This is a genomic window from Segatella hominis, from assembly GCF_019249725.2.
Taxonomy (GTDB): domain Bacteria; phylum Bacteroidota; class Bacteroidia; order Bacteroidales; family Bacteroidaceae; genus Prevotella.
Map to the genome: position 1 here is coordinate 3,357,430 of NZ_CP137559.1, position 19,816 is coordinate 3,377,245.

The window sequence follows — 19,816 nt, forward strand, 5'->3', positions numbered from 1 at the left end:
TTAAGAGGAAACGATTAACGTGAAGATTAGTGCTAAATATATAGCTTTGGGAATGGTGGCTCTGTTGCTCGGAACTGCCACTTTGCCATCTTTGGCGCGTAAGAAAAAGCAAGTTAAAGCTGATGCTGTTGAACAGGATACAATTCCTGCAAATGATAAGAAACGCTTTGATTACTTCTTCCTGGAGGCCATCCGCCAACAAGGTGCAGGCAACTATAGTGCTGCCTTCGACTTGTTGGAGCATGCCCGTGCCATCAATCCCCATGCGGCTGAGGTGTATTATTTCCAGTCGGTGTATTACTCACAAATGAAAAAGGATTCCATCGCTTTAGCCTGTCTGGAAAAGGCTGTTAGTCTTAATCCTGAAAACCAGACCTATCCGGAGCGACTGGCGCAGTACTATATTGGCAATCAACAGTATGATAAAGCGATAGATTCGTATGAACTGATTTATGCGCATAATCATGATAATACGGATGCTTTGCGCATTCTTCTCCAGCTTTATCAGCAGAAAAATGATTTCTCGAAAATGCTTTCTACGATTGCCCGATTAGAAAAGGAAGAGGGCGAGAGTGAGCAGTTTACCCTGTCTAAAATGCGTGTCTATGAAATGATGGGGGATAGCAAAGCTGCTTATCGGGAATTGGAAAGCCTTTCTGATAAGCACCCTCTTGATATGGTCTATAAGACGATGTTGGGTAACTGGCTGATGCAGCACGACAGACAAAAGGAAGCATATAAGCTCTTTACGGATGTTCTCAAGGAGGAACCTGACAATGCCTATGCGGAGTCTTCGCTATATGATTATTACAATGCTACTGGTCAGAAAGAACAGGCACGACAGATGCTGGACCGTATCTTGCTGGGAAAAAATACGGAATTGGAAACAAAAATCGTGATGATTCGTTCTTTTATTCAGGAGAATGAACGTAATGGCGGTGATTCGACTGAGGTATTGAATCTCTTCACGAAGATACTCAATGTGCCTAAACCTTCTGGTGAATTGGCAGAACTGAGAGCTGCTTATATGGACTTGAAGAAGATGCCGCAGGATTCTGTAGATGCTGCTTTCCAGAAAGTTCTGACGATTGCTCCCGATAATGCGAGTGCCCGTTTGCAACTGGTACAAAGTCTATGGGACCAAAAGAAATATGATGAGGTTATTGACATGACCAACCAGGCTCAGGCATACAATCCTGATGAGATGGTATTCTATTATTTTGGAGGAATGGCGCATTATATGAAAGGGGATGATGATGCTACTCTCGTGACTTTCCGAAAGGGATTGGCACAGATAAATGAAAAGAGTTCACCTGCCTTGGTATCTGACCTGTATATGATTATGGGAGATATCTTGAACAAGAAAGGTTTGGAAGATGAGTCGTTTGCTGCCTATGATTCCTGTTTGCAATGGAAGGATGATAATGTGGCTGCGCTCAATAACTATGCTTATTATATCAGCTTGAAGGGAAAAGAGTTGCACAAGGCGGAGCAGATGAGTTTTAAGACCATCAAGGCGGAACCGAAAAATGGTACTTATCTGGATACCTATGCCTGGATTCTCTTCATGGAAGAGCGTTATCATGAGGCAAAAATCTATATCGACCAGGCTATTGCCAATCTGGATTCGACTCAGAACAACAATACCGTCATCGAGCATGCTGGGGATATTTATGCTATGAATGGACTAACAGAAGAAGCTCTGAAGTTTTGGAAACAGTCGTATGATGCTGGCAATAAATCGGAAGGTATCATGACGAAAATTAAGAATAAAAGATACATCACGGAGGAAGAAATCAAGAGAATGACAGGTGGTTCGGCTGTAACTCCTGATCGCAAATCTCAAAGTCGAAGTGGTGCGAAAAAGAATAATAAATTGAGAAATGGAAAGAAAAAATAAAAACTTCGTCAAAGTGATAGCTCTTTGTCTGCCGCTTTTACTGGGTGCATGTGGTACCAAGAAGGTTGTAGAAGGGAATGGTTCGACTTCTACTTCCCAGTCCCAGAATGCAAATTCCAGTCGCGGGCACCAGAGTGAAGCGTTAAAGAAATTGACCTTCGTGCAGAAAGTTTCTGACAACCAGGTCTATTCTAAGAATATTGTTGGCAATATGTCGTTCAGTCTTCAGATGGGCAGCAAGGACATTTCTGTGCCTGGTGCTCTTCGTATGAGAAAGGACCAGGTGATTCGTATCCAACTTTTTATTCCTATTTTAGGTACAGAGGTTGGCAGACTGGAATTCACTCCAGACTATGTGCTGATTATCGACCGTTTGCACAAGGAATATATCAAGGCAGATTACAATCAGGTGGATTTCCTGAAGAAACAGGGAGTTAATTTCTATTCCTTGCAAGCCTTGTTCTGGAATCAACTCTTGTTGCCTGGTAACCAGAGAGTTTCTGAATCAGACTTGAAGAAATTTGATGCCGACTTGGATGCTGCCGGCGATGTGGTGCCAGTTACTTTCAAACAGGGGAACATGACCTACGCCTGGGGTGCTGACCGTAATACAGGTCGTATCTTACAGTCTGATGTGAAGTATAAGACAGCCAACAGCAATTCGGTGCTTCATATAGACTATAGCAATTTTAAGAATGTAGGAGTAAAACAATTCCCAGCCTCTCTGAAACTGAAGTTTATGACCGATTTGGCGAAATCTGACAAAGAAATGCAGATTTCCATTGATATGAATGCGGTAAAGACAGATAGTAATTGGGAGGCAGAGACTAAGGTGTCAGATAAATATAAAAAGGTATCTCCTGAGGATGTCCTCAGTAAAATCATGAATATGTAATGAGACGTATATTATTATTCATATTAGCACTTTCTTTTACGCTTTCTCCTTTTGCGCAACATAAAACTACGAGGAAGAAAGCGACCGTAACTGCTCACAAGAAGGTAGTTCGTAAAACTCCTCAAAAGAAAGTTGTAAGAAGAAAGCCGGTTGCCAGGAAAACAACTCATGCTACCCCTTCTCAAGCAGAGAGAAAGGCTGCTACCTATAGCAATGCTTCTATCAGAGGATTGCAGGGTCAGCGTGCCAATATCCAAAAGAAAATCAGGGAGCAGGAACAGGCTCTTCGTAGGAATAAGGAGGATGTGAAGAAACGCTTGCAAGACCTGATGGCTATCAATGGTGAGATAGATCAGCGACAGAAGAATATTGAAGGTATCCAGAAGGATATTCAGCATATTGAGGGCAATATCGGTATTTTGAATGCTCAGCTCAAGACCTTGGAACAGCAGTTGCAGGACCGTAAAAACAAGTATATCCGCTCGATGAGATATATGAGCCGTCATCATTCGGTACAGGAGAAGCTGATGTTTATTTTTAGTGCCAAGAGTTTGTCACAGATGTATCGCCGCCTGTCTTTCATCCGTCAATATTCTGCTTTCCAAAAAGCTCAGGGTGAAGCTGTTAAGGCGAAACAAAACCAGGTGAATGACAAGCACAGACAACTGCAGACGGTCAAGGGTCATAAGAATAATCTGTTGTATAAAGGAAAACAGGAGAAGACTGTACTGGAAGGAAAACAGCAGGAACAGAAAGTGGTAGTTCAGGGACTTCAAAAGCAACAGAAGACTATTCAGGCTGTTATTGCAGACCAGCGCCAGAAGGATGCTGCCATCAATGCTCAGATTGATCGATTGATAGCACAGGAAGTTGCAAAAGCCCGTGCCCGTGCTGCAGCTGAGGCTAAACGCAAGGCTGCTGCAGCTGCTGCAGCCAAAAAGCGAGCTGCAGAATTGGCTCGTAAGAAAGCTGCTGCAGAAGCAGCTGCTCGTGAAAATGCCCGACGAATTGCTGAGGCAAAAGCGCGCGAAGCTGCTGCTGAGGCTGCAAGACGTAAGGCTGCTGAAGAAGCAAGATTGGCACAGGAGGCTGCAAAGAAAGCTCAAGAGGAAGCTGCCCGACAAGCTGAGGCTAAAGCAAAGGCGAAGGCTCAGGCTGCTGCTCGTGCTGCTGCAGAAGCTGCTGCCAGAGCTGCTGCAGAACAGGCTGCCAAACAAGCTGCTGCAGAACAGGCTGCCCGTGAGGCTGAGGCTAATCGTAAGGCTGCCGAGTTGAAGGCTAAAGCTGATGCTGAGCGCAGTAAGAAGGAAATTGCTGAGGCTAAACAGGATGCGCAGGAAGCGGCTACCCTGAGTACGGTTGACCGTATGTTGAGTGGTGGTTTCGAGTCTAATCGTGGTCGCTTGCCGATGCCGATTAGCGGCAGTTATCGCATTGTGAGTCATTTCGGACAATATAATGTAGAAGGCTTAAAGGGCGTCACACTGGATAATAAGGGTATCAATATCTTAGGTAAACCTGGTTGTGTGGCTCGTAGCATTTATGATGGTGAGGTTAGTGCTGTCTTCGGATATGGAGGAATGTGGAATGTCCTTGTTCGTCATGGTGCTTATATCTCTGTCTATTGTAATTTGAAATCTGTCAGCGTTCATAAGGGACAGCGAGTTTCCACTCGTCAAGCTTTAGGTGCTGTAGGATCTGATCATATTCTTCAATTCCAGTTGCGTAAGGAAACGGCAAAACTGAATCCTGAAGCTTGGCTTGGAAGATAGAAAAATAGGGTGGCGGCTAACGAATTGCATAATTTGTTGGCCGCCATCTTTTTGTTGTTATATATAAGGATTTTTTGTAAGAAACACTTTCTTGAAAACCTGTTCAAAAGTTCAGATATTTGTGCAAACGTTTGCTCACGAAAAACTTGGGAATTTCTTAATATCTTGCTAATACTTAAGGAATTTATGGATATTTTTGCAATCGGAATAGATTAGTAACTAAATATCTTTAAACTTAATTATGCAAAAGAATTACTTATTATTTAACTTACTTGTCTTGCTTTTTGGCATGACGTTTAATGGCTTAGTTGTTCAGCCTTCTTCGGCTGCAGCCGTATATGTATGGAATAACAAGGTTAGTCCTGTAATTAAGTATGCTGGTGCATGGAATGATGCTATCAATAAAAAGTTGCCTCTTGTAGGTAAGAGTGTTTCTGGAAAGAATGTCTTCAAGTGGACTTATGATGGCACCGAGACAACTGCTCCTGCTCAACTCATTTTCTTGGATGGTAATGGAAATAAGTTAACTGCTGACGTGGAGTTTGTCAACCACGGCTACTATGTTGACGGAACATACAGCAATACTGTGACCAAGGTACATGAAGATGAGATCGTTGATCCAGAGTATGTTTACTTCGATAACGCTTCCAGCTGGGAGAATGTTTATTGCTATTTCTATAATGGTAAAACATCTTCTTCTGTATGGCCAGGTGTAAAGATGACTTACGATGCTTCTGCTTCTCATAATGGTAAGACAGGATGGTATAAGGCAACGATTCCTACAGCATACCTCAATGCTAAGTTCTTTATCAACGATGGTACTCCTGGTACAGCTATCAATGGCGCAAATGCTTCTGCTGAAAAGGTAGTGAAGTAATTCTGCAGGTAAACATATAATATAGATGAATCGAGCAGAGCTCTTAGATGGCAGCGCCATCTAAGAGCTCTTTGTATTTGGCAATAGCATCAGCTATTTCGCTTATTCTGATAAACTCATCTGCGGAATGGGAGCGGGAAGACTCTCCTGGTCCCAACTTGAAGGAAGGAAATGGCATCAGAGCCTGGTCGCTAAGGGTAGGACTACCGAAAGGCTTCATTCCCATGGCTACACATTTCTTAATAAGAGGATGCTCAGGATCAATACGGGATGATTTCAAACGGAAACTGTGAGCCTTTACTTCACTCTTCAAGTGCTGGCAGATAAAATGATAGACCTCCTCATTGTCATAAAATTCATTGGTGCGGATATCTACCAGCATCGTACACTTGTCTGGAATCACATTGTGCTGAGTACCAGCATTCACTACCGTTAATGTCATTTTGGTAGGACCTAAGAACTCGCTTACTTTCTCAAACTTGTAATCACGAATCCAGCGCATATCATCCAGTGCCTCATAGATAGCGTTTACTCCTTCGTTACGGGCAGCATGGCCGCTCTTTCCATGAGCGATGACATCTAAGACCATTAACCCCTTTTCTGCTACAGCTGGATTCATGCCAGTTGGCTCACCAACGATGGCGAGGTCTATCTTAGGCAATAGCGGTAGAGCACGGCTGATACCATCTTTGCCCGATACTTCCTCTTCAGCAGAAGCCAGATAAATAAGGTTATAGCTCTGTGGCTTCTCTGTAAGCATTCTGAATATCTGTAGTAGTGAGCATAGTCCGCCTCCGCAGTCGTTGCTGCCCAAACCATAAAGAAGGTCGCCTTCTATGGTAGGAGCATAGGGGTGGCGCTGCCATGAGTCTACAGGTTTTACCGTGTCAATATGTGCATTGAGCAGCAAAGTAGGTTTGCTTTCATCAAAGTGCGGGTCAATCACCCAAATATTGTTGGCTTCCCTCTGAGGTTCAAAACCATAACTGCGGATCGTCTGTTCCATGATATCTGCAGCATCCTTTTCATTACGGCTTACAGATGGGGTGGCGATGAGCTTCTTCAGCAGCTCAACGGCATCATTGGTGAATTGTTCTTGTGTCATCATAATCTCCCTCGTTTTTGAATTCTGTGGCAAAGTTACGAAAAAAAGAGCAGACAAAATGGAAAAAATGCCATTTTTATTTTGTTTTGTCCTCTATTTGCCGTATCTTTGCACCCATATAAATAACAAAAGCTTATGCAAATCAATAGTCATCTTTCAGTACTGATTCACGACTTGGCTAAAAAGTACGGTGATAAACCAGCGCTTACTTTTAAGAAGTTTGGCGGTGAACAATGGCAAACTGTTTCGTGGAATCAGTTCTCTCTGAGAGTGAAACAAGTTAGCAATGCATTGCTCAACCTGAACTTGAAGCCTCAGGACAAGATTGCCGTGTTCTCACAGAACTGTGTACATTATCTATATACTGATTTTGGAGCATACGGAGTGAGAGTTTGTGCTATTCCTTTTTACGCTACGAGTAGTGAGCAACAAATTCAATATATGGTCAACGATGCCCAAGTGCGTATCCTCTTCGTAGGTGAACAGGAACAGTATGACAAGGCCCATCGTGTTTTTGCGCTTTGTCCATCTTTGGAGCGCATCGTTATCTTTGATTCCAGTGTACGTATCAGTACTCATGATCCCGCAGCTTTATATTTCAAGGATTTCATCAAGTTGGGTGAGAATCTTCCTCGCCAGACAGAAGTGGAGGAACTTTATAAGCAGGCCAATATGGATGATTTGGCTGATATCCTCTATACCAGTGGTACTACTGGTGATAGCAAGGGAGTGATGCTTACATACGGACAGTATCATGCTGCTATTAAGGCGAATGATGAGTGTGTCCCTGTTACAGACAAGGATCGTGTCATCGACTTTCTGCCTTTCACACATATCTTTGAACGTGCATGGTCTTACCTCTGCTTGAGTGAAGGTGCACGACTTTTTATCAACACTTACCCTCATGAGATACAGGAAAGCATGCGAGAGGTTCATCCTACTTGTATGTGTAGTGTGCCTCGATTCTGGGAGAAAGTGTATATTGCTGTGAAGGCTAAGATGGATGAGGCTCCTTCGTTCAAAAAGAAACTGTTTAATCACGCTTTGGCTGTTGGCCGCAAGCGTAATGTGGAATATCTTGCCAATGGTAAGCGTCCTCCTTTGACGCTTGAACTTGAATATAAGGTAGTCAATAAGACTGTCTTGAGCATGGTGCGCAAGCAGTTGGGCTTGGAGAATCCTAATATTTTCCCTACTGCTGGTGCTTACGTGAGTCCTGAAGTTGAGGAATTCATCCTTTCTGTTGGTATCGGAATGGTGGTAGGTTATGGCTTGACCGAAAGTCTTGCTACGGTTTCCTGTGTTCATCTGGATAAGAAATTCACCATTGGTTCCGTAGGTCGTCCTATCTCTAATATTCAGATTAAGATAGGTGAAGACAATGAGGTCTTGTTGAAAGGTCCTACTATTACCAAGGGCTACTACCATCGTGATACGACAAATGCAAATGCGTTTGACGAGGAGGGTTTCTTCCATACAGGTGATGCCGGCTATATGAAGGACGGAGAGTTGTACCTGACTGAACGAATCAAGGATCTCTTTAAGACTTCGAACGGTAAGTATATTGCTCCTCAACAGGTAGAATCTCTGCTCTTGGTGGATAAATTCATCGATCAGGTAGCCGTGATTGCAGACCAGCGTAAGTTCGTTTCAGCCTTGGTTGTGCCGGAGTTCCGATTGGTAGAAGACTGGGCTCGTGAACATCATATTCCTTTCTCTGGAAGAGAAGAACTTTGTGCCAACGAGAAGGTACAGAAGATGCTGATGGAGCGTGTCAAGATTCTTCAGCAGCATTTGGCTTATTATGAGCAGATCAAACGTATTACGCTCTTGCCTCACCATTTCTCTATGGAAGCAGGAGAGTTGACCAATACGCTGAAGATTCGCCGACCAGTTATCAATAAAAACTATAAGGCAGAGATAGACAAGATGTATGAAGAGTAACTTCATGGTGAAGTATCGGAAAAAGAAACAGGAAGTTATTTAAAGGATAAGGTAATAAAAATGATAACAGCTGACCAGTTGAAAGATGTGATGGATCGTGCTGACGCTCTCCATCGTTATCTGAATATAGACCAGAAAAAAGTAGAATTTGAGGAGGAACAGCTCCGCACTCAGGCTCCTGACTTTTGGGAAGATCCTAAGTATGCTCAGGAGCAGATGAAGAAAGTAAAAGGCATCCAGAAATGGCTGGATGGCTATAAGCAAGTACGTCTCTATGCTGACGAACTGCAACTTGCTTTCGACTTCTATAAAGATGAGATGGTGACCGAGGAGGAAGTGGATACTGACTATGATAAGGCTATCAAGGCGATAGAAGATTTGGAATTGAAGAATATGCTTCGCCAGAAGGAGGACCCTATGGACTGTGTACTCAAGATCAATTCTGGTGCCGGTGGTACGGAGAGTCAGGATTGGGCTTCGATGTTGATGCGTATGTATATGCGCTGGGCTGAGGCTCATGGATATAAGGTGACCATTACCGACATGCAGGAAGGTGATGAGGCTGGTATCAAGAGCGTCACCATGACGATTGAAGGTGGCGAGTTTGCATACGGATACTTGAAGAGTGAGAATGGTGTGCACCGTCTGGTGCGTGTATCTCCTTTCAATGCTCAGGGTAAGCGTATGACCAGTTTCGCCAGTGTCTTCGTTACTCCGCTGGTTGATGATACCATCGAAGTGTATGTAGATCCAGCCAAGTTGTCTTGGGATACATTCCGTTCCAGTGGAGCGGGTGGTCAGAATGTCAACAAGGTAGAGTCTGGTGTCCGATTGAGATATTGGTACACGGATCCTGATACGGGTGAGGAAGAGGAAATCCTTATCGAAAATACTGAGACGCGTGACCAGCCGAAGAACCGTGCCAAGGCATTGTTGCTTTTGAAGAGTCAACTCTACGACCGTGCCATGAAGAAACGTCTCGAAGCTAAGGCTAAGATAGAGGCTGGTAAGAAAAAGATCGAGTGGGGAAGTCAGATTCGAAGCTATGTCTTCGATGACCGTCGTGTGAAAGACCATCGTACCAATTATCAGACATCGGATGTTGATGGCGTAATGGATGGTAAGATAGACGGATTTATCAAGGCATACCTGATGGAATTCCCTTCCGAGAATGAAGAATAGTAATAATAACCTAATATTAAAAGACTATGAGTAGTAATAAAGACTTAAGAAGAGCAAAGCATGCTGCTTATGAGAAGAAGCAGGCTGCGAAAGGTGAGAAAGTCATCAAGTGGATATTTGGCGTGTTGATAGCTTTGGCTATTATCTTCGCTATTTATGCATCTTCTTTCGCATAATTTATGAACCGGAAATGGGAAGTTATTTTTATCTGTGATTTCCTGTTTCTAATATGGAAACTATGAGTGGATTAGAAATTGAAAGAAAATTCCTCGTAAAGAAGGGCGACGCATATAAAAGCGCCGCCTTTTCTAATAGCCATATTCAGCAGGGCTATATTCCTGCTGATGGAGCTACCGTGAGGGTACGTACGCGTGATGACAAGGCTTATCTTACGATCAAAGGTAAGTCTGTAAATGGAGGAATGACGCGTTATGAGTTTGAAAAGGAAATCACCATGGATGAGGCTCAACATCTCTTGAAACTTTGTAAGGGTGGTGTCATCGATAAGCGTCGCTATCTGGTGAAGAGTGGTAAGCATACCTTTGAAGTGGATGAGTTCTATGGTGATAACGAAGGTCTTGTCATGGCTGAGGTGGAACTTAGTGATGAAAAAGAAGCCTACGAGAAACCGGATTTCATCGGAATGGAGGTGACTGGTGATAAGCGCTTCTATAATTCACATTTATTGAATTTCCCTTTTGTGGTTTGGCGCAATACTCTACCAGAAGAATATCGTTAAGGGGTACGGTTTCTGTCGCTTTTTCGGAACAAAAGTGATAAAAAAGTATCTGAAAAGGCATAAAATTGCAAAAAGTGAACTAATTTGAGATATTTACTTTCGATTTATACGTTTAAATGCGAATTATTTTATAATTTTGCACTCGTATAAAGAGAAAGTATTTCAAATGACAGAAAATAGTAGAGGAAGTTTTGGTAGCAAGATTGGTTTGATACTTGCTACGGCTGGTGGTGCTGTTGGACTTGGTAATGTATGGCGTTTCCCTTACATGGCTGGGCAGGAAGGTGGTGCCGCCTTTATTTTGGTATATATTGGTTGTGTACTCCTGTTGGGTATTCCTTGTATGATATCCGAATTTATCATCGGTCGTCATGGAGCATCCAATACGGCTCGTGCTTATACCAAAGTGGCCAATGGTAATTCATGGAAATGGATCGGATATCTGGAGGTGCTTACTGGATTTCTGATCACGGGTTATTATGCAGTTGTATCAGGTTGGTGCTTGCAGTATGTTTATGCCAGCGTCATGGGAGAATTGCATGGTGATCCTGCTTTTGTGGCTAATTACTTCAAGGATTTCTCTTCAGATCCAATCCGACCTGTCATGTGGACGGTGGTAATTTTCCTGATTTGTCATTTCGTGATTATTCATGGAGTGAGAGGCGGTATAGAAAAAGCATCTAAGATTATGATGCCTATCCTGTTTATCCTTTTGCTGATTATCGTGGCTGCTGCTTGTCTCCTGCCAGATGCAGGGAAAGGTGTTGAGTTCCTTTTGAAACCGGACTTCGGTAAGGTTGACAGGGGCGTTTTCTTAGGTGCTTTAGGACAGTCTTTCTATTCCTTAAGTATAGGTATGGGCTGTATCTGTACATACGCATCCTATTTTAGCAGACAAACCAATCTCTTCAAATCGGCATTGCAGATCTCGCTCATCGATTTTCTGGTCGCGATTCTTGCCGGTCTGATGATTTTCCCTGCAGCGTTCTCGGTAGGTGTATCTCCAGATAGTGGTCCTTCTTTGATTTTCATCACTTTGCCGAATGTATTCAATGAGGCTTTTGCTTCTATTCCTGTTTTGGGATGGATTGTTTCCTTGTTGTTCTATATACTTTTGTCATTGGCTGCACTTACTTCGCTGATGTCATTGCATGAGGTGAATACTTCTTTCTTCTATGAAGAACTGAAGATAGACCGCAAGAAAGGAGCAGTTATCGTTACGGTTTCCTGTGCAATTATCGGTGCTTTCTGTTCGCTCTCTTTGGGTGCTACAGATTCATTGACCTTCTTGGGTAAAACCTTGTTTGATTGGTTTGACTTTGTTACAGGACAGATCTTCTTGCCTATAGCCGGTTTCCTTACCTGCTTGTTCATCGGATGGCATGTACCGAAGAAGTTAGTGAAGGATGAGTTTACCAATTGGGGAACCTTAAAGGGAAATCTTTTTGGTATTTATCTGTTTTTGGTGCGGTTCGTTTGTCCTATTCTGATTCTCTTGGTGTTCCTGAATCAATTGGGAATCTTGGACGGAATCTTGTAATTAATAACCCATGAGTACTTTACCATGATGAATATGGAGTACTTATTAGAATTCTTTCGAAATGGAAAATAGAGGTAGTTTTGGCTCCAAGCTGGGAGTCATTCTGGCTACTGCTGGTTCTGCAGTAGGTTTGGGAAATGTCTGGCGTTTTCCCTATATGACTGGACAGAATGGAGGTGCTGCTTTCATTCTTATTTACTTGGTATGTATCTTCATGCTGGGTATTCCTGGTATGGTAGGTGAATTTATTATCGGACGTCATTCTGCTGCTAATGCAGCGCGTTCTTATCATAATCTTTCAAATGGAAAACCTTGGGGAATCTTAGGTGTCATGGGAGTTGTTACGTCCATGATTATTCTGGGCTTCTATGCGGTAGTGGCAGGATGGTGCATGCAGTATCTTTATGCTTCGTTGTTGGGAGGTATTCATGGAGATGTCAGTTATGTAAAGCAATATTTCGTAGAATTCTCTTCTGATCCCATCAAACCGACTTTCTGGACGATTGCTTTTATCTTGATTACCCATTGTGTGGTTGTCAAGGGTGTGCGTAATGGTATAGAGAAAGCTTCCAAAATATTGATGCCAATGCTTTTTGTCTTACTGATTGTATTGGTCATCTCGTCTTGTTCTCTGCCTGGTGCATTCAAGGGTATAGAGTTTCTGTTGAAGCCTGATTTTTCAAAAGTGGATGAGAACGTGATGCTGGAGGCTTTGGGACAGGCTTTCTTCTCCTTGAGCCTCGGTACCGCTTGTCTTTGTACCTATGCTTCTTATTTTAGCAGACAAACCAATCTCTTGAAATCTGCCACTCAGATAGCATTGATAGATACGATTATTGCCATCATGGCGGGATTGATGATTTTCCCAGCAGCATTCTCTGTAGGTGTTAATCCGGATAGTGGTCCTTCACTCATTTTTATCACTTTGCCTAATGTTTTCCAACAGGCATTTGGTTCTATGCCTGTTGTGGGGTATATTATTTCTGTACTGTTTTACGCATTGTTGGTGTTGGCAGCATTGACTTCCACTATTTCTATGCACGAAATCGGTACTGCCATGTTTTATGAGGAATTGAAAGTAACTCGCAAGAAGGGTGCCTGGGTAGAGACTATAACCTGTTGTATTATTGGTATCTTCTGTTCTTTATCTTGTGGAGCCATGCCAGAACTGAGTCTCTTTCATTTGAACTTTCTTGATTTCTGCGACCATCTTACTTCTCAGTTGTTTATGCCGCTGGGTTCCTTTGCAACCTGTATTTTCTTAGGTTGGTATGTGCCGAAAAAAGTGGTCAGAGATGAGTTTACGAATTGGGGAACTTTGAAAGGTTCTCTTTTCGGTGTTTATCTCTTTATGGTGCGTATCGTTTGTCCATTATGTATATTAACTATATTCCTGCATCAGTTAGGAGTGTTTTGATTTGAAATCCAAGAGGGTGTGTCATTGACTGATGACACACCCTTTTTTAGAATATGATATAGGGCTTAAGTCTCTCTATTTCTGCTGATGGAAAGTTCTTGAGGAGTTTTAGTTCCTCCAGACTTTTGAAAGGACCTCTTAACCGTCGATAGTCGCAAATTTCTTTCGCTTGGTAGAAGTTGAGGTAGGGGTGACGTCGAAGTTGATTGAGTGAGAGAGAATTGATATTCAACTTTCTCACTTCTCCAGGAGTAATTTTGATGAAAGACAGAGCTTCTTCTGGCAGTCCATCTATTTCCTTCAGCTGGTTAATGGATGCAAAGCCTCCTAATTGTTCTCTGTATCTTGTGATGCTTTTAGCATAATAACTGCCAATGCCTGGAATCTTCATCAGTTCTGTTGTGTCGGCAGAGTTGACGATGACGTGTTGCCCCGGTCTCAGTTTTTGTGGATAACTGTAGATGTTGTTTCCATTAGCATTTGTAGAATTAGCGCCATTGTTTGCTTGTGAATACGTACTTGTGTTTGCACCATTCCCATACTGGGTTTCCCGGTAGTTTCTTTTGGGGGCTCTGCTGTTGCCATAGTAGTCGGATGCAGGCCGGTAATCTTCACCTATTATAATATAAGGTGCCAGTACTTCGTATTGTTTCTTGGTAAGTCCGTACAGACGGGCAAAATCAGTTTTTTCTCTGAAGATGCCGCCTTTAGCACGAAACCTATAGATACTTCGTACTTGCCATGATTGTAAACCGAGTTTGAGAAGCTGGGTGCTGTCGGCAGTATTAGGGTCGAAAGGAAACAACTCGTGAATTGTTCCCTCTACCTTATAATATAAAGGATGCTTTTCGCTAATGTTTTTATCTGCAGTTGATGATTCTTGGTGATTATCGCCAGTCATGCTTTTGGGGTTATTATCTGCAGAATAGTCGTTTTCCAAACTTGATTCTTTCGTATTGACTTTTCCCACAATGATAATGAGAGTAAGACAAATGATGATGATACCGAGCAGAACCAGAATGGCTTGTCGGTCGTTACGCTGTAGATAAAAGAAATCTTTTAGTTTAAGCATATCGTTTTCGCATTTAAAGTTAAAATATGATCTAATGAAGAGTTTACGGGAAGTAAACTCTTAGTTTGGTCGGGATTACTGGACTCGAACCAGCGACCTCATCGTCCCGAACGACGTGCGCTACCAACTGCGCTAAATCCCGCTTTTATTGCTTGCAAAAGTACATAAAATCTGATATATTTCAAAATAAAAAGGCAAATTTTAAACTTTTTTGAAAGAAAAGTGCGGAAAAATTTGGTGGAATCAAATAAAAGTACTACCTTTGCACCCGCAAATGAGAATTCTTGTTTGTTCATATTAGTTGGTGCCATAGCTCAGTTGGTAGAGCAAAGGACTGAAAATCCTTGTGTCCCCGGTTCGATTCCTGGTGGTACCACTTCTTATTAGAAGCCGAATCTTCGTAACAAGATTCGGCTTTTTTAATTTCCCTAATGTTTTATATATTTCGTTTTAATGGCATATTGACACTTATGAAAACGTTTGCGTGTAAAAAGTGAAACGAAAACGTTTGCTGTATCAGAATTTTGGCTACCTTTGCAGCGTAAAAGTAAATCATAAAAACCAAAATAATATATATCTACTAAACATTTTAGTTTAAAATGAAAAAAACTTATTTACTGCTTTTAGCGGGTATGTTTGCTTCCGTTGTTTTTGCGAACAACAAGCAGACCGTTAAAATTGATGGTAATGTCTCAGACAAAACCGTCACCGAGATTACCTTCGATGGTGATAACGTAACGCTCAATTATGCGGACAATTCTTCTGAAACGAAGGATATGTCGCTTGTGTCTCTTTCTTTTTCTTATGATTCTACTACAGGAATCAACAAGATAGAAGAGGTTAAGAAGTCATTGCAGGGTAAGGTTTTTAACCTAAATGGTCAACTCGTAGGTAATTCTCTTGAGGGATTGTCTAAGGGTATCTACATCGTGAATGGTAAGAAAGTAATTATCAAGTAAAAAAGGAGGAACGTAAAATGAAGAAAATGGTATTTACTTTGGCACTCCTCTTGATGAGCTTGAGTGCAGCCATGGCACAGACATGGACATTTGGTGCAATGAGCGAGGCTGATAAGGCTTTATGTGCAGCTGATGCCAATTGGGTATTGGGAACTGATCGCTACTGCTATACCTTAGTTTTGGAGAATGAAGCTCTTGTTGCAAATAACTCAGAATTGGCTTATACTAAGGGCTTGAAGTTTACTGCTGGTGCTCCTGCTGATAAATCCGAAGGAAAAGCAAAAGTCCGCTTGAATTATGGCTCTTCTCGCTTGGAATTGAATGGAAATGGTGTTTCTTTGATTATTCCAAGTCTGAAGGCTGGTCAGAAAGTAACAGTTAGCTGCAAGACTGGTAGTACTTCTACTGCTCGTTGTTTAGATGCTGCTAACTTGACTTCGGTTTCTGGTTCTTTTGGTACTCCTACAAAAGATCAGGTTACCAACGTTGGAACTGTAACTGCTGATGGTGATGTCGTGTTGAAAACCAATGGTGGTGGTATGAACATTTATAGCATCAAGGTTGAGACTGTAGGTGGCGGATCTACCGTTACTCCTGGTTCTACCGACAAAATTACCAATGCCGTTGCTCGTAACAGCAAGGTCAATCAGATGTATGTTACCACCAATGCTGGTGATGTGAAGTATTATAATACTGCCGACTTGACAAGTGTTAAGTTCGAAGGTGACAAGACTATTATTACTCCTAAGTCTGGTGCAGAGAATGATGAGTATGATGCTTCTGTTCAAGCCATCAGTTTTGCTAAGAAGGCCGATCAGGGCGAAAGTGGTGATGTTGAAAATCCTGCAGGTGTGATTCAGATTACTGAGGCAAAGGGCTGGCAGGAGTCTGCCTACTTGAAGTGGGCTCCATTCGAGGGCGCTTCTTCTTATAATGTATATGTAGATGACAAGAAGATTGATGCTCAGTTGATTCGTCAGTATGCTTCTTACTATCGTGCTGATGTTCTCGGTTTGAAGGCTGGTACTTATTCTGTAAAGGTTGTTCCTGTCAATGCTGAAGGTACAGAGATTACTGGTGCCAATACAGCTTCTAACTTGGTAGTAAAGAGCTACAATCGTGAGGGCTTTGCTCATTTCAAGTATGATGGTGTAGGTGCTTATAATAATGATGGTACTTTGAAGGCTGGTGCTAAGGTCCTGTATATTACAGCCAAGACGGCCAAGACTGTTTCTACAACAGTTGATACAGGCAAGCCAGAGACGATTACGGGTCTTCAGTCTATTATTGATGCTTATCAAAAGGGTGAGGATACAACTCCTATCGTCTTCCGAATCATCGGTAAGGTAAGCCTTTCTGACTTGGACAGAATTTCAAGTTCTGCAGAAGGTTTGCAGATTAAAGGTAAGGGTGCTCACTCTGAAATGAACATGACTTTCGAAGGAGTCGGTGATGATGCTACTGTATATGGATTTGGTTTCTTGCTTCGTAATACCAAGAGTGTAGAGTTCCGTAACTTTGCTATCATGCGTTGCCTGGATGATGCTATGTCTCTTGATACTGATAACTCTCATGTATGGATTCACAACATGGATCTCTTCTATGGCAAGAAGGGTGGCGCTGCTGACCAGGCCAAGGGTGATGGTACTGTAGATATCAAGGGTGACTCCCAGTATATAACTGTAGCATACAACCGCTTCTGGGATAATGGTAAGGCTTCTATGTGTGGTATGACGAGTGAAAGTGGCCCTAACTATATCACTTATCACCACAACTGGTTCGACCATTCAGACTCTCGTATGGCTCGTATTCGTACTATGAGTGTTCACATGTACAACAACTACTATCAGCACAATGATGTTTATGGTATTGGTGCAACCAGTGGTTCAAGTGTATTCATGGAGTCTAATTACTTTGATGCAGTTAAGCGTCCTATCATGAGCTCTTTGCAGGGTACTGATGCTATGGGTGATGGTACTTTCTCTGGTGAGAAAGGTGGCTTGATTAAGGCATACGGCAATGTATTTGCCAACAAACCTGATAACTTCAGCTATATCACATACGCAAACAATAATACAAGTTTTGATGCTTACGAGGTTTCTGCCCCAAGTGAGCAGGTTCCTTCAAGCGTAAAGACTTTGGTAGGTGGTACTTCTTACAACAACTTCGATACCAACTCAAGCCTCATGTATGCATACGCTGCAGATAAGGCAGAAGATGTTCCTGCTATTGTAGAAGGATTCTATGGTGCAGGTCGTTTGAATCATGGCGATATTGATTTCGTTATTCCTGATGAAACAGTCGTAACAAATGGTCACCAGCAGCCATGGCCTGCTTTGGCAAGCATTCTTGATGCTTATACTTCTGGTGTTGTTAAGGTGTTCGGTGAGAGCAATGCTTCTGGCGAAGGTGGTTCTACTGAAGGTGGTAGCACTGGTGGCTCTACTGGTGGTTCAGAAGGTGGCAGCACAGTAACTCCTATTGAGGGTACTGTAACATGCAGCTTTACTGTGAACGGAAAAGAGGCTGTTCCTTCTAATAGTGCATTTGTTTTGACAGGTGAAGCTAAGAATGTTAAAAAGGAAGAAACAGTTATTGAAGGTACAACTTATACAGCAAGTCTTAAGATGGAAAGTAAAACAGAAGTTTCTTTCACCACATCTCAGAAGATGACTCTGTATGTATATTATGGTCTTTCTGGTGCAAACACTAATGTAAAGGTAGATGGCGTAAAGCAGACAGGAGCTCCTACAACAGTTGTGCTTGAGGCTGGTGCTCATAAGATTACAAAGGGTGATACAACTACAATCGCTCTCATCAAACTTGTACCTGTAACAGAATAATAAACACATGTTTTCCCCAATGAGGGAAAAATATATGAAATGAAATCAACTAAGGGCTGTCTTTTCTTGATGAGGACAGCCCTTTTTTCTCAAAACAACAAACAAAACTAAACTTTGCAATGAAACATATAAACCCTATTCTTTCAGTACCATTCAAGGTAACTTGCCGTAAAACCATCTTGGCTGCTGCTTTATTTTGTGGCTTCTCAATGATGGCAAATGCACAGATTCAGGATGGTCGTGACTTCTCAATGGATGGCTTTGCTGCCTACGAAGGTGTGGCAGGCTCTAATTGGTATCGTGCAGGTGGTACTACTGGTGGCGCTGGTGGCAAGGTGGTGAAGGCTGACAACTTCTCTCAACTGCAGGCCTATCTCCAGGCAACTGACCCATATATTCTCTCGTATAGAATATTATGATTTGGCTGGTTCCCGTCTTTCTGCACCTCAGAAGGGAATCAATATTGTAAAGAAGATCAACTTTGATGGTGTTGCAAGCGTAAAGAAAGTTATTTTCTAACGAAAAAGTTGTTTCTACTAAGTGATTTTTTTCATAGCGATATGAATAGAAACGGATAAAAGTTTCTTGCCAGATTAACTACAAAACGGACAAAAGCTCGATAAATACAGGCTTTTGTCCGTTTTTTATTTATCTTTGTCTGATATCTGTCTTGTTGTTTTTGCTCTATTTGGTACTTTTGCAGTCGAAACAATTTTAATAAATCAACAAACCTAAAAGAGTAAACTAACAATGAATGTAATCTTGAGTAAATCTAAGAGAAGTATTCTTCTCGTAGCATTGTTCCTCATGGGATGTTTGCAGCTTTTGGCTCAATCACGCATGATTCAAGGTGAGGTGACAGATGCTCAAAATGGTGAACCACTCATCGGTGCTACGGTGATGGTGGAAGGTGAGAAAAGCGGTACGGTTACTGATTTTGATGGTAACTTTAAACTGCAAGTGACTTCTTCTGCAAAGAAAGTCAAAATCTCTTATATTGGATATATCGATAAGGTAGTTGAGATATCCGATCGAATGAAAGTGAAACTTGAATCCGATAGTCAGATTCTCACGGATGTAGTTGTCATCGGTTATGGTACAGCTCGTAAGAGTGACCTGACGGGTTCTGTAGCAACAGTAAGCTCCAAAGACTTCAATAAAGGATTAGTATCATCACCAGAACAGTTGATTAATGGTAAGGTTTCTGGTGTGCAAATCATGTCGAACAGCGGTTCGGCTTCTGCTGGTAGTACCATTCGTGTACGTGGAGGTGCTTCGCTCAATGCAAGTAATGACCCTCTTATCGTACTCGATGGTGTACCATTGGAACAAGGTGGCATTTCTGGTAATTCCAGCAACTTCCTCAGCATGATCAACCCAGCTGATATTGAGAGCATGACCGTGTTGAAAGATGCTTCTTCCCGCTTCTCAAAGAATACCCGTTGGGGTACCTTCCCATCTGTAGCTTTGGGATGGACCTTGACAGAGGAGCCTTGGTTGAAGGACAACAAGGAAGGAGATGATAGCAATCGCCAAGGTTGGGACATCTGGTTTAATGATGATGCTAAAAG

The 19,816-nt window shown here is 42.3% G+C and carries 15 protein-coding genes, 2 tRNA genes and 1 pseudogene; 15 read left to right on the top strand and 3 right to left on the bottom strand.

Going from position 1 to position 19,816, the window contains the following annotated elements; translation table 11 throughout:
• Positions 1–19 precede the first annotated feature (19 nt).
• The 4 genes from KUA50_RS13615 to KUA50_RS13630 all read left to right on the top strand — a co-directional run bounded on the left by KUA50_RS13615 (position 20) and on the right by KUA50_RS13630 (position 5,444).
• A complete protein-coding gene (locus KUA50_RS13615; protein ID WP_318346046.1) occupies positions 20–1,900 on the top strand; it encodes a tetratricopeptide repeat protein in 1,881 nt (626 codons plus the stop codon).
• Positions 1,884–2,795, top strand: a complete 912-nt coding sequence (locus KUA50_RS13620) for a DUF4292 domain-containing protein (RefSeq protein ID WP_022109828.1) — start codon at positions 1,884–1,886, stop codon at positions 2,793–2,795. The genes KUA50_RS13615 and KUA50_RS13620 overlap by 17 nt, the downstream gene beginning before the upstream one ends.
• Complete coding sequence (locus KUA50_RS13625) at positions 2,795–4,567, top strand: murein hydrolase activator EnvC family protein (RefSeq protein WP_218455923.1); 1,773 nt, start codon at positions 2,795–2,797, stop codon at positions 4,565–4,567. Before KUA50_RS13620 ends, KUA50_RS13625 begins: the two co-directional genes overlap by 1 nt.
• A gap of 241 nt (positions 4,568–4,808) precedes the next feature.
• A complete protein-coding gene (locus KUA50_RS13630) occupies positions 4,809–5,444 on the top strand; it encodes a starch-binding protein (protein WP_318346047.1) in 636 nt (211 codons plus the stop codon).
• Positions 5,445–5,487: 43 nt separating this feature from the next.
• Here the strand turns inward: KUA50_RS13630 and KUA50_RS13635 are convergent, their stop codons facing one another.
• Entirely contained in the window at positions 5,488–6,552 is a 1,065-nt protein-coding gene (locus tag KUA50_RS13635) for a M20 family metallo-hydrolase (protein ID WP_218455925.1), read from the bottom strand.
• 132 nt (positions 6,553–6,684) lie between these two features.
• Between KUA50_RS13635 and KUA50_RS13640 the strand changes: the two genes are divergently transcribed.
• The 6 genes from KUA50_RS13640 (at position 6,685) to KUA50_RS13665 (ending at position 13,371) form a co-directional block, all read left to right on the top strand.
• Positions 6,685–8,493: an AMP-dependent synthetase/ligase gene (locus KUA50_RS13640; protein WP_218455926.1), complete on the top strand. Its 1,809-nt coding sequence runs from the start codon at positions 6,685–6,687 to the stop codon at positions 8,491–8,493.
• A 60-nt stretch (positions 8,494–8,553) separates the two neighbouring features.
• Positions 8,554–9,675 carry a peptide chain release factor 2 gene (prfB, locus tag KUA50_RS13645; protein ID WP_218455927.1) on the top strand — a complete coding sequence of 374 codons (1,122 nt, stop codon included), beginning with the start codon at positions 8,554–8,556 and terminating at the stop codon, positions 9,673–9,675.
• 26 nt (positions 9,676–9,701) lie between these two features.
• Positions 9,702–9,851, top strand: a complete 150-nt coding sequence (locus tag KUA50_RS13650) for a hypothetical protein (RefSeq protein WP_218455928.1) — start codon at positions 9,702–9,704, stop codon at positions 9,849–9,851.
• Between the two features lie 62 nt (positions 9,852–9,913).
• On the top strand, positions 9,914–10,414 hold the full coding sequence (locus KUA50_RS13655) for a CYTH domain-containing protein (RefSeq protein ID WP_218455929.1): 501 nt from the start codon (positions 9,914–9,916) through the stop codon (positions 10,412–10,414).
• Positions 10,415–10,580: 166 nt separating this feature from the next.
• Positions 10,581–11,954, top strand: a complete 1,374-nt coding sequence (locus KUA50_RS13660; protein WP_218455930.1) for a sodium-dependent transporter — start codon at positions 10,581–10,583, stop codon at positions 11,952–11,954.
• A 61-nt stretch (positions 11,955–12,015) separates the two neighbouring features.
• Positions 12,016–13,371, top strand: coding sequence for a sodium-dependent transporter (locus KUA50_RS13665; RefSeq protein ID WP_218455931.1), 1,356 nt, complete (start codon positions 12,016–12,018; stop codon positions 13,369–13,371).
• 46 nt (positions 13,372–13,417) lie between these two features.
• Here the strand turns inward: KUA50_RS13665 and KUA50_RS13670 are convergent, their stop codons facing one another.
• Together KUA50_RS13670 and KUA50_RS13675 are read right to left on the bottom strand one after the other, a co-directional pair.
• Positions 13,418–14,443, bottom strand: a complete 1,026-nt coding sequence (locus KUA50_RS13670; protein WP_218455932.1) for a helix-hairpin-helix domain-containing protein — start codon at positions 14,441–14,443, stop codon at positions 13,418–13,420.
• Positions 14,444–14,509: 66 nt separating this feature from the next.
• Positions 14,510–14,585: transfer RNA gene (locus KUA50_RS13675), tRNA-Pro, on the bottom strand.
• 161 nt (positions 14,586–14,746) lie between these two features.
• On the opposite strand from KUA50_RS13675, the gene KUA50_RS13680 reads away from it, so the two are divergent.
• From KUA50_RS13680 to KUA50_RS13700, 5 genes and pseudogenes are all read left to right on the top strand, one after another.
• A tRNA-Phe gene (locus tag KUA50_RS13680) sits at positions 14,747–14,819 on the top strand.
• A 223-nt stretch (positions 14,820–15,042) separates the two neighbouring features.
• The gene (locus KUA50_RS13685; protein WP_118119388.1) at positions 15,043–15,402 is read left to right on the top strand and encodes a subtilase; all 360 of its coding nucleotides are present in this window, start codon (positions 15,043–15,045) and stop codon (positions 15,400–15,402) included.
• Positions 15,403–15,419: 17 nt separating this feature from the next.
• A complete protein-coding gene (locus KUA50_RS13690) occupies positions 15,420–18,245 on the top strand; it encodes a pectate lyase (protein ID WP_256624095.1) in 2,826 nt (941 codons plus the stop codon).
• A 119-nt stretch (positions 18,246–18,364) separates the two neighbouring features.
• A complete protein-coding gene (locus KUA50_RS13695; RefSeq protein WP_218455933.1) occupies positions 18,365–18,664 on the top strand; it encodes a hypothetical protein in 300 nt (99 codons plus the stop codon).
• A gap of 331 nt (positions 18,665–18,995) precedes the next feature.
• A pseudogene (locus KUA50_RS13700) lies at positions 18,996–19,667 on the top strand (carboxypeptidase-like regulatory domain-containing protein); the annotation flags it as partial.
• Between the last annotated feature and the right edge of the window lie 149 nt (positions 19,668–19,816).